Raw genomic sequence first — 12,049 nt, forward strand, 5'->3', positions numbered from 1 at the left:
AGTTCTTTTTAGTGTTTATCGGCGCCAGCCACCACGACCACGGTTGTCGCGGCCGCCCCACTTCTTGTCGTAACGACCCTCGGTGTCGATCTTGCCACCGAACATATTCAGGCGGTAACGTACATGCAGCATGGCGTAAGAGTTAACGCTGTTGAAGCGGGTATCGCTACGGCCAGTGGCGTTTACCCAACGCTCGTAGTTGCTCTGCTGCCCCAACAGATCGTAGAAGTTAAGGGCCACGATGAGCGACTTATTCTTGAGGAACGGCTTGGATACCTGACCATTCCATATCAGCTCGTTGGTATTCATCGAGGCATCGTTATAGCCACGACGACTGCGCTCGTGCAGGTTCATGCTCAACTCGAAGTCGAGCGGCAGGCGCACCAGGAACTGTCCACCATAGTTAAACTGCCAGGTATCGAGATTGGCTGTGGGCTGCAGCTCGTTGCGGGTGTGCTGGTAGTTGAGCTGGCCATCGAGCGACACCTCGAGCCAATCGTTACGGTAGCCCATAGTGATGCGCTCGTTCAGGTTGGTGGTACGGGTGGTGTTCTTGGCGGCATCGGCCTTATCCTGTGCCACATAGCTCACCAGATTGTTATAGCGCACACGGGTATCGGTACCTACATTCCAATGGGCAGTGCTATCGAGCGCCGTATTAAAGGTAAAGCCGGCATTAACGTTCCAGTTGCCGTTGATATTCTCGGGACGGGTGATGCTACCACCTGTTTCGGGGTTGTAACGCACCAGGTTTGAGATGGAGTTGCGGATATGGCGGTAGTTGGCATAAACCACGATACTACGCTTGTAACGCACAATATAGTTGTTGTAATAACCATTGAGCGAGCTGGTAAACTGAGGCTTCAGACCAGGGTTACCCATGGTGACGTAAAGCGGATTAGAGTCGTCGGTGATATCGAGCAGCTGAGTCATCTCAGGCTGACGGGTATCGCCACGGTAGTGCAGCCACAGGTTACTCTGGTCGCTGAACTTATAGTGGAAATCGAAGGTTGGCGTAAGGTTGGTGACATTACGCACAGTATCTACATACACACCACGGTAGTTCTGGATAAAGTTAGAGTGCTGGGGCTGAACCAGGAAACCGATGTTGTAATCGTACTTCTCGACACGGTGGCGCAGGTTCAGGCGCACGTTGTGGGTATAGTTCTTATACTCGGAATAGCGGCTCAGGTCGCGCTCCAGGTAATCGTCGAGTTTATCGTACACACTATGCAGCCAGGGATCCCAGGTACGGTACTCAGGAATGATGCCCTCGAAGATGTTCGTTGGCATGTGACTGAAATCGTAAGTCAGACGATCGCTCTTGTTCTGGTTATAGCGCAACTCGTAGCTGAGTTGCAGGTGGGCACCTTTCCACAGGGGCTCGCTGTAGGATGTACGCAGCACATAGCCCCAGTTATCGGCAGGCGTAGTGTTGTAACGGGCGGTATAGTAGGTAGAATCGTTACCATACTGATCCTGCTTACGGAACAGCAGCACCTCGTTGTCGGATACGCTCTGGTTCTCGCTATCGCCAGCACTACTCTCAACACGCAGAATGATGTTACGACCACGAGGGTTCAAGCGGCGATACAGCTGCAGCATGGCCCAGGCATTCTTGTTCTCGCCATACGTCAGGTTGGCGTTCAAGTTCTGGTTGATGGCATAGGGCTTGAGCACCGAGAGCTGGTTGAGCGGGTCGGTGGCATACAGATAAGGGTCGGCATCGTAGGTGGCAGCCATCGACTGGGTAGTGCCATCGCTGGTACCATAGCTACCGTTGGCACGTACCAGGATATTGGTTAGACTGTCGGGCTTCCACTCAAAGCGCAGGTTACCCCACCAGTTATCGCTACGGGTATAGTTGGCCGTAAGGGTGTTAGAGAAGGTGCTGCCCTCGCTGTAGAAATCCTCCTTGGCATTCTCGGTCTGGTTGTCGCCACCACGGTGGTTCCAACGCACGCTGGCATCAATCTTGAGCTTATCGTTATCATCAAAGTTGAAGTTGGTGCCCAGCATCTTACGCGAGTTCAAGCCACGACGGTTCCACCAGCCGGCATTCTCCTCCTTATTATTAAAGTTACCCAACAGCACAAAGCGCGTTTTATCGGTAAAGCTGCTACCCATACCACGCGAGGCATAGCGGTGCTTGGTACCGCCACCCAGGTCGAGGTTGGTCATGTAGCCGCGGTTCATACCTTTCTTGATAGAGAAGTCGAGCACGGTTTCCTTCTCGCCATCCTCGATACCGGTGATACGCGACTCATCGCTCTGCTGATCGTAGAACTTCATGTTCTGGATGATGCTCACGGGGATATTCTTCAGTGCCGTCTCAACATCGCCCAGCATAAACTCCTTTCCATCCAGCAGAATCTTTTTCACCTGCTTTCCGTTGATGGTGATGTTGCCATCCTCATCCACCTCGGCACCGGGAATACGCTTGATGAGCTCCTCGATAGGCGAGCCCTCGGGCGTGCGGTAGGCCTCGGGGTTATACAGGATGGTATCCTTTTTAACGATGACTTGTGCGGCACGACCGGTGATAACAGCCTCCTGCAGCATGATACTCTCGGTTTCCATGAGCAGGTTGCCCAAATCCTGATTAGCGTTACGACGCAGCGTTATCTCACGCTCGATGGTCTGGTAGCCTACCGAAGATATTTTGATGCGGTAGGTGCCACTGGATGGGGCTGTAAGATAAAAGTTACCGCGCTCGTTACTAACGGTGCCGCCTACAAAAGTGCTGTCGGAGGCGGCAAACAACTGGATGGTAGCCTGTACCATCGGTTCCTTCAGCTCGGCATCACGCACCTGTCCGCGGATAGTAAGCTTTCTGTCCTCGGGGTCGGGCTGCGCCGCAGCACTAAAGGTAAAAAATAAAAAAGTTAAAACTAAAAGAGACCTAATTAAATTGTACATATTACTAACTAAAAATTTTATGTTGGTTTGGGGAGGTTCGCTTACACAGCGACAGGCCAAGGCCTACACCCTCGGTAAAAGTATTAAGTTTTGAAAATTGTGCAAAAATCGTATCGCGCTTGTTATCGAGTACTGTCGCGCAACTCCAGACGGGCTTTTACGATGACATGCTGTACGCAGGTATCGCCATCCATCTGGTCGTGCAATAGTTTAAAGGCTTTGATGCCCATCTCTTTCTGGTTCTGTTCAACAAACGACACACGAGGGGTTAACACATCAGAGATCCAATCGCTCATATAACCCACGATTGAGATATCATCGGGGATACGCAGCCTACGACTCTCGATGGCTTTCATGGCCGATGTGGTGAGCATACCATGACTGGCAATGATAGCATCGGGGGGCTCAGGCAAATCGAGAAGATCATTAGTATCCGACAAACCAGAGTTGAAACTGATGAAATTACACTTTACCAACTCTTTCTGGATGGGGATTCCACGTTCGCGCAAAGCCTCGAGATAACCATGCTTACGCTCCGACGTCTGCTTCATCTTGTTAGGTCCACCTAAGAAAGCAATACGCTTAGCGCCACTGTCAATCAAACGATTGGTTACTTCGCGGGCTGACTCGGCATCGTTGATAATCACCGACGAGATGTCGATAGCAGCATCTCTATCAAACAGCACCACAGGCATGTGAATCTTACGGAGATGCTGAATATGCGAAAAGTCGGTGGTTTCCTGAGCCAGGCAAACGATAATACCCTCGACATGCATATTCACCAGCAAGTCGATACAATTCTTTTCGTTCTCGTACTTGTCGTCAGAGTCGGTGATGATACACATATAGCCCACTTTGCGGGCCTCGGCCTCGATACGCTTCACGATATGGGCATAATGGTTGAACGATACATCGGGCACCACAATACCAATGGTACGGGTGGTATCGTAACGTAAGCTTACAGCAAACGGATTGGGACGATAGCCCTGCTCCTTGGCAAGACTAAGAATTTTCTGACGTAATTCCTGACTAACGCCTTCGAGACCTCGCAAAGCACGAGATACGGTAGAGACGTTGACACCCAATAAGTTAGCGATTTCTCGCTGCGAAATTCTTTTCATCTAAGTCGTTGTATAATGTTAGTCAGCACAAAAATACAAATTTTTGCGTAAACATCATACGCAACACTTTAAAAAAATTGCGCAACGCGTTGCTCTCCCCAGTTAGATGGGCCACCGACTTTCGCAAGCCGGTGACCTTATCTAACTAATTAAATTTAATGATATGTGCAACAAGACAACCCTATTGTGATACCATCAAATGGCCTATTATATGAATATTTGTGTTGTTTTGGTATTGCAAATATGAGCATTTTTTGCTAAAAATGCAAGCGCATATACGCAAAAAGCACCGCAACGCGTTGCGGCACTTTTTGATGATATCGGTATATAATTTGGATATTATCCTACCTTCAGGCACATCATGGTGAGGTCGTCGTTTGGATCGGCACCCTGACGGTGCTCCTCTACCTGACGCTTCAAGCTCTCAACCACCTGCATGGCGTTAGCGAACTCGGTATGACGGAGAACATCCAGCATGTGGTCGTCGCCAAAGCGAACCAGATCGGGGTTCTCGGCCTCGTTCAAACCATCGGTATAGATGAAGAGAGGCTTACCCTTGATGCTCTCGATAAACTCACCTTCGAACTCAAGGCCCTGCCACAAACCGATAGGTGCGTTTGGAATCATCTTCAGGAAGTTACCACCATCAGCATCGCCACCCAGTACGGGAGGATTATGACCTGCGTTACAGAAGTCGAGACGACCGCTATTCAGGTCGATCAAACCAATGAACATGGTGATGAACATACCGTTCTCGTTATTCTCGGTCAACTCGTTGTTGATGCGGGTACAAATATCGGCAGGTGTGTAGTGCTGCTTTGCCATGGCACGGAACAGGCGGATAACCTGAGCCATGAACAGTGAGGCAGGCACACCCTTACCAGATACGTCGCCGATAGCAATGTAAAGGTGATCCTTCTCAAGGAAATAGTCGTACAGGTCGCCACCAACCTCCTTGGCTGGCGTCATCGATGCGAACAGATCCAAGCCCTCGCTCTCGAGGTTAGAGGCCGGAATCATCGACATCTGGATATCGCGCGCAATACGCAACTCACTCTCGATACGCTCACGGGCCGAAGTAGCCTCCTCAAGCTTATCGTACGCCTCCTGCAGCAAGTTAAAGGCCTTACGCTTATTAAGTGTATAGAAGCCCAGGAAGCCTGTAAGCAACAGGATTCCAATACCGAAGCTGATCATACGCTGACGGGCAATATCATGCCCACGCTTCTCAAGCTCCCACTGACTGCGAGCCAGTTCTTCTTCCTTCTGATGGGTTTCGTAGATGGTTGCCATCTCGGCTGTATCATCACGCTTAGACCATACAAGAGCCGAATCGTATGCGTTTACAATCTGATTGGCTACGTAAATAGCCGAATCCTTACGGCCAGCACCGATATTGGCACGATACTTAGGAATGAGATACATCGAGATATTATCAAGATTCATCTTCATGCCACGGACATCAACCCAGTGATCGAGCATACGGAAGTTCTTAGCAGCCTCCTCGAAACGATGAGCCTTCATCAGATAGTCGTTAGCATCCAACTTTCCCTGCTCGGTAGCTGCATAATCAGTTTTCTGGAAGGCAGCAAAGCTGGCATCTGCCTCGGCACGATGACCGAACTCATAGGCAGTCAAAGCGTTGAACAAACGGATACGGGCACGATAGTGGTCGCAAACCTCAGAGTCGGCATCTGGGCGCAAACGATACACATACAGCAGAGAGTCGGTACGGTCGTTCCACTTCTTACCCTCCTTATAGTGCTGGGTGTTCAAGCAGGCCACGGTAATATTGTTGATACCGGTAATGGCCGAACGGATACGTGAACCATTGGTATCCTTCTTCGAGATAGATTTCAAATACTGCTCGAAGGATTTCTCGTAACTCTCAGAAGCATCCTCGTCGTGACCAAGATACATCTGGGCCGAACCGATTACATAATAGAGAACAGCCAGATCGCCCGACTGTGCCTTAGGATGTCCTGCCAGTTTCTGTACGGCAGGAGTTGCCACACGGAGGGTTGACTCATAGTCGTTCTTAACCGAAAGCATCTGCGCCAGCACGCGAGCCGAACGGCTATAATAGAGCACATCCTTTTCCTGTAACTCTTCTACTTCCAAAGCTTTCTTGAAATATGCCTCAGAAGCTGCTTTCTTCTTCAAGCTGCGCAAAGCAGTACCACGCAAATAATTTGCTCGAACAGGACTGATGTCGCCTGTCTTTTCCAAACTGTCGGCCAAAGCAAATTTTCGGTCATAATCTTTTGCTTCCTCAACAGCTACAATCATACTGTCTATGGCACTTACCTTCAGCGAATCCTTAGCCGACTTACTGTTTCCCTTCCATGAGCGCGAGTTGCCGCCACACGACATAAGGATTGCAGCAGTAAGGATTAAGGTAATCCTAAATTGCCATTTTTTCAAATCTCTCATATATTAATAATTAGTCCATTGTTTTTTTATTTCACATATTCAGCAAAGTCAGTCAGTTTCATGTCGCCCTTACGAGCCAGTGTGTCATGCATGGCAAATGCAGCAGTGAGGCAATGACGGGTCTGTCCCATCTTAGCAATCTTCAGGTAATCCCACAACAGCTGCTTATAGTCGGGATGTGCGCAGTTCTCGATAATACACTCTGCACGCTGAGCAGGGCTCTTACCACGCAGGTCGGCCACACCCTGTTCGGTTACAATGATGTTTACATCGTGCTCCGAAGAATCCTGGTGACTAACAAATGGTACGATAGAACTGATTACACCACCCTTAGCAATCGAAGGACAGGTGAAGATAGAGAGGTAGGCATTGCGGATAAAGTCACCGCTACCACCAATACCATTCATCATCTTCACACCACTGATGTGGGTTGAGTTCACGTTACCATAAAGGTCGGCCTCGATAGCCGTATTGATAGCAATCACACCTAATCTGCGGATAAGCTCAGGCGAGTTACTGATCTCGCTCTGACGCAGTGTCAGGTGCTGCTTCATATAGTCCATATGTCGTAAACCTGCATCAGGCAATCGTTAGATACTGTCAACGAGCAAGCCGATGCATCTTTTACACGTCCGTTAAGCATCATCTCGATTACCGAGTTCTGAATCACCTCGGTATAGATATTGAAGTTAGGCACGTGCTTATCCTCACCGAGTGCACCAAGAATAGCGTTGGCAGTTGAACCTACACCACTCTGCAATGGCAGGAACTCCTGAGGGATACGACCTTTGTGCATCTCCTCTACCAGGAACTCGGCAGTCAAGAAACCAATCTTTTCTGTTACAGGGTCGCTATCCTTAAAGGCACGGGCCTCATCGGGGATGTTGCACTCTACAACACCTACCACCTTGTCCTTTGGAATGCTTACATAAGGCTTACCAATACGGTCGCCTACGTGTTCAATGGGGATAGCCTTGCGGTAAGGAGGATCAAGTGGCTCATACACGTCGTGAATAAACTTGGCGTTGGGATTGTGGAACGAATTGAGCTCGAGAATAACCTTCTTAGCCAAACGGGCTGCTGTGGGCGAGATACCACCTGCAGCAGTCAGATACACGTGATAGTCGTTACCAACCTCTTCGATATCACACACCTCGAGGATAGCCCAATCCACATCGCCATAGAAACCGTAACGCAGTTCCTGTGCCATATGACTCAGGTGCAGGTCGTTATAGGGGATCTCACCTAAGTTTACATGCTTACGGAAGTCGGGATTAGTGGTATAAGGGGCACGATACTTAATGGCCTGCGCATTTGCCAAGTCGCCATCGGTACTCTGACCAGTAGAAGCACCGGTAAAGATACCTACCTTGAACTCACGACCAGCCTCATGCTCAGCTACAGCAATTTTAGCCAACTCTTTTGTTGTTGCTTTGGCTACACCTGCGGGTGTAAAGCCACTCATGGCGATGTTCTCGCCATTCTTAATCAATGCTGCAGCCTCGGCAGCTGTGATACGTGTATATGCCATATGATAGATTAAATTTGCAAATTTGCGTGCAAAATTACTACTTTTTAGCGAAACGACCAAAAAAAACACCGAACTTTTAACCATTATAAGTACTCCATCAGCACATCCCACACGGCAATGATGTGACAAATGCTACCAGCAAGCACAAAAAAGTGGAAAACGGAGTGCATATACTTGGTCTTATTCAAAGAATAAAAAACGGCACCAGTGATGTAGCTCACACCCTCGGCAATAATCCAGACAACAGCCGCTGTTGATACCGAATCGATCAGGGGTTTGAAAGCCACCAGAACACTCAGACCCATACCGACGAAACAAAACGTTTCGACGTTGGAATGCTCTTTTAGATGAATAAAGCTGATAATGGTTCCTGCAATAGCACAAGCCCACACAAAGCAGAAAAGGCTCCACCCCCAATAGCCTTGTTCGCGCAGGGCCACCAACGTTAAAGGCGAGTATGAACCAGCTATATGCCAGTAGATGGCAGCATGGTCCCATTTACGTAATCGTTCCTTCCATTTTGAGTGGTGCTTGATGGAGTGATAGATGGTAGAGGCTGCATACGAGCCTAGCATACCAAACAGGTAAAGAATCACGCCAATTCGGGCCCAGTTATTATCGGCCTGGAAGCACCATATCAGGAAAATAATACCAAACACCACACCCAACAGAACACCTCCACCGTGTGATGCCGCATTCCATATCTCCTCTTTCTTTGTATACCTAATCATAACGAATCTATTTAATTAAAATCTTTTGTAGAGTTTTTGACATTTTCTTATTTAATCAACAGCCCGTCCACATCCTCATCAACAATGGCAGGACGGAAATCATCGGCCGCTAACTTCAGCTGCACATTCTGGAGCGTTATACCATCGATATGACGAAGATAGAAGCCCCATGACGGGAGTTCGCCAAACATGGTAAACTCCGGATATTTCTGTATCTGTTCGGGTACATCGAATTTACGCCAAAGGGGAATATAGGCCATACCTTTGGTAGCCCGACCAGGATAAAGGATGCTGACATTCTTAAGCAGAACGTTCTCGATTTTGTTGCCAGGAATACCACAGATACTACTGGGGAAGGGATTGTGAAAGAAATCCACTTCAGGGCCTCGCAGATCGTAAGCCTCATCGGGACGACCGAAAGGCACCTCACACTTAAAATCGCGAATAATAACATTCTTAAGCGAGCCTTTACGCTGACCAGCACGTTGTCCCAAACGCATAAAAACAGGATTGCCTGTGTTCTGTGCATCAACACGCTCCACAAGGATGCTATCAATCTGAGCACCATCAACACTCTCGATAGCAATGGCCGAACGAAACGTATCGCGTACCTTGATATCATGGATATACACCTGACGGAATCCACCCCACGAGGCAGTACCGAACTTGATAGCCGAAGCACTACTACGGATATCCAAACGAGCCAGCTCTATATCACGGCACTCGCTCTGGGTGTGATACGACTTCAAGCAAACGCCATCATCGGCCGAGTTGATACGGCAATCGGCTGCCAGTACATGCTGGCAATCCGTAAAGTCGATACCATCGTTATTCCAATAAGCACGATTTTCGATAGTTAGGTTGGTAAGCGACAGGTGTTGACATAAATCGAACGACAAGCCCCAGTTGGCGCTACTTTTCAACGTCATGTCCTTCACCTCAATATCCTTACACCGGTAAAAGAAAAAGAGTTTGGGACGCGCCAGTTCGCTGGGACGCTGGCGACGCAGGTTGTAATGTGCATCACCCCGTTCGCCTGTATGGTGCAGACTATCGATATTCAGGGCCAACTGCAGACCCTGTCCATCAATCACACCCTTTCCGCAAATAGAAACGTGTTCAGCTCCATCAGCCATCAGCAATGCCATCGAGGCATTATCACCCCGTTGGTCGTCGGTATCTTCAACAGCCATCGTCCGATAGTGGTAAGGATTGGTGCTGCCAAGCAGCACAGCCCCCTCATCAAACTGCAGCGTGATGCCCGAACGCAGCATCAAACCACCGGTAAGATAGCGTCCTGGTGTCATCAACAATGTGCCACCACCTTTCTTAGCCAACCGATCAATGGCATGTTGCAACTGGTTGGTACACAGCGTCTGACCTGTAGTATCTACCTGCAAATCGCGGGTACTTATCGTTGTTTTCACCTTAGCAGAGCAAGGCAAAACAGCCACCAACAGCAACAGAAAAAACGCAAAACACTTTCTCATGGCTGCAAAGGTAATCATTTTCCTGAAAAACTACTAACTTTTTGGCACAAAAAAAGGGAATCCGAAGATTCCCTTGCCTTAGGACTTGGTACCCAGACCCGGGATCGAACCGGGATGGATTGCTCCACTGGTGTTTGAGACCAGCGCGTCTACCGATTCCGCCATCTGGGCTTAACAGTTTTAGCTGCTTAATCTCCTAAAGCGGGTGCAAAGATACGACTTTTATTTGAATTACCAAAAGAAAATGAAAAAAAACTTGGATTTTCTTGTTTGTTTCGCAAAATATTTGTATGTTTGCAGGTAGAATATAATGCTAAAATCCTAATGATGGAAATAAATAATATCAAAAATTACTGCGTGATTCTGGCAGGGGGTCGCGGTCAGCGATTATGGCCCGTCAGCCGAGAGCAGTACCCTAAACAGTTTTTGGACCTTTTTGGCACTGGCCGCACTTTGTTACAAACGACTTACGACCGTTTTGCCCGATTGTTACCCAAAGATAATATATTAATATGTACATGCGCGGGATATCTGGAACTGGTGAAAGAACAACTACCTGAGGTTGATACAAAAAACATCATAGTAGAGCCTATTCATCGCAACACAGCCCCCAGTGTAGCTTGGGCTGCCATGCGTATTCACCATCACACACCAGATGCCAATATCATCGTATCGCCCAGCGATCAGCTGATATTGAACGAGTCATCATTTGAACACAGCATGGAGGTAGGTATCAGTTACGTTACCAGAAACAACGTGCTGCTGGCTATGGGCGTAAAACCCACACGTGCAGAGCCTGGCTATGGTTACATACAGCTGGGCGACCTGAGCTGCAAGCCAGATGTGTTCGAGGTTAAATCATTCACCGAGAAGCCTGAACGCGAGTTTGCACGCATGTTTATGGAGAGCGGCGAGTTCTACTGGAACACAGGTATCTTCATTTCGAACGCCTATCACTTACTCGACACGTTCGAACATGTATTTCCCCCAGTACTGCGCGAGTTACGCTACGACAACCCGAACTACACTGAGGAGGAGGAAGCCAAGTTTGTGGCCGACAACTATCCACGCTACCCCAACCTATCACTCGACTACGCCATTCTGGAGCAGAGCGACAACAACGTATATGTGATGAAATGCGACTTTGGTTGGGCCGACCTGGGCACCTGGCATGCCATCTACGAGGTGATGCACAAAGTGCCCGACGACAACGTGGTGCTAGACTCGGAGGTGATACTTGAGGACTGCAAGAACAACATCATCAAGCTACCTAAAGGAAAACTGGGCGTGTTCAACGGTCTGGAGGGATATATCGTAGCCGAAGAAGACGGGGTGCTACTCATCTGTAAGAAGAGCGACAACTCGTCGATGGTAAAGAAATATGTAAACGAGGTAAGGATTAAATACGGCGATGAGTTTGTGTAATTACACAAACTCACCACGTATTTTTTCGGCAATAGCCTTAAACTGATCTTCTGTAAGCTTCAGCTTTTCACGGCGGAAGTCAACATCGGCCTCACTCTGCATAGGGATGAGGTGGATATGTGCGTGGGGCACTTCGAGACCCAGCACTACCTGTGCTACCTTTTTGCATGGGAAAGCCTTCTTGATGGCCAAAGCAACGCGCTTAGCAAACACCTGATAGCGAGCCAACTCGTCGTCGTCCATATCAAAGATGTAATCTACTTCGCGGCGGGGGATAACCAGTGTATGACCCTCTACCAACGGATTAATATCAAGAAATGCGTAGAACTCCTCGTTCTCAGCGCACTTATAGCTGGGAATTTCGCCAGCTGCGATTTTGCTAAAGATATCCATGCCTTT

At 48.6% G+C, this 12,049-nt stretch carries 7 protein-coding genes, 1 tRNA gene and 1 pseudogene; 1 reads left to right on the top strand and 8 read right to left on the bottom strand.

Annotated elements, in window-relative coordinates; all coding sequences use genetic code 11:
• Positions 1-15: 15 nt before the first annotated feature.
• From BLU97_RS00830 to BLU97_RS00865, 7 genes and pseudogenes are all read right to left on the bottom strand, one after another.
• A complete protein-coding gene (locus BLU97_RS00830; RefSeq protein WP_074759825.1) occupies positions 16-2,919 on the bottom strand; it encodes a TonB-dependent receptor in 2,904 nt (967 codons plus the stop codon).
• A 122-nt stretch (positions 2,920-3,041) separates the two neighbouring features.
• On the bottom strand, positions 3,042-4,040 hold the full coding sequence (locus BLU97_RS00835; RefSeq protein WP_074759826.1) for a LacI family DNA-binding transcriptional regulator: 999 nt from the start codon (positions 4,038-4,040) through the stop codon (positions 3,042-3,044).
• Positions 4,041-4,379: 339 nt separating this feature from the next.
• Positions 4,380-6,473 (bottom strand): PP2C family protein-serine/threonine phosphatase, encoded by a 2,094-nt coding sequence (locus BLU97_RS15595; RefSeq protein WP_081352796.1) that lies wholly within the window; start codon positions 6,471-6,473, stop codon positions 4,380-4,382.
• Positions 6,474-6,499: 26 nt separating this feature from the next.
• Positions 6,500-8,004 (bottom strand): annotated as a pseudogene (locus BLU97_RS00850) (succinate CoA transferase).
• An 83-nt stretch (positions 8,005-8,087) separates the two neighbouring features.
• Positions 8,088-8,735 carry a PAQR family membrane homeostasis protein TrhA gene (gene trhA / locus BLU97_RS00855; protein ID WP_028906842.1) on the bottom strand — a complete coding sequence of 216 codons (648 nt, stop codon included), beginning with the start codon at positions 8,733-8,735 and terminating at the stop codon, positions 8,088-8,090.
• Between the two features lie 47 nt (positions 8,736-8,782).
• Positions 8,783-10,225, bottom strand: coding sequence for a glycoside hydrolase family 28 protein (locus BLU97_RS00860; protein WP_074760367.1), 1,443 nt, complete (start codon positions 10,223-10,225; stop codon positions 8,783-8,785).
• A gap of 86 nt (positions 10,226-10,311) precedes the next feature.
• Positions 10,312-10,396, bottom strand: a tRNA-Leu gene (locus BLU97_RS00865).
• 156 nt (positions 10,397-10,552) lie between these two features.
• On the opposite strand from BLU97_RS00865, the gene BLU97_RS00870 reads away from it, so the two are divergent.
• Positions 10,553-11,650 (top strand): mannose-1-phosphate guanylyltransferase, encoded by a 1,098-nt coding sequence (locus BLU97_RS00870; protein WP_074760368.1) that lies wholly within the window; start codon positions 10,553-10,555, stop codon positions 11,648-11,650.
• Here the strand turns inward: BLU97_RS00870 and BLU97_RS00875 are convergent, their stop codons facing one another.
• Entirely contained in the window at positions 11,651-12,043 is a 393-nt protein-coding gene (locus BLU97_RS00875; protein WP_013064248.1) for an HIT family protein, read from the bottom strand.
• Positions 12,044-12,049 lie beyond the last annotated feature (6 nt).

The sequence above is a fragment of the Xylanibacter ruminicola genome (genome assembly GCF_900107775.1).
Lineage (GTDB): Bacteria > Bacteroidota > Bacteroidia > Bacteroidales > Bacteroidaceae > Prevotella > Prevotella ruminicola_C.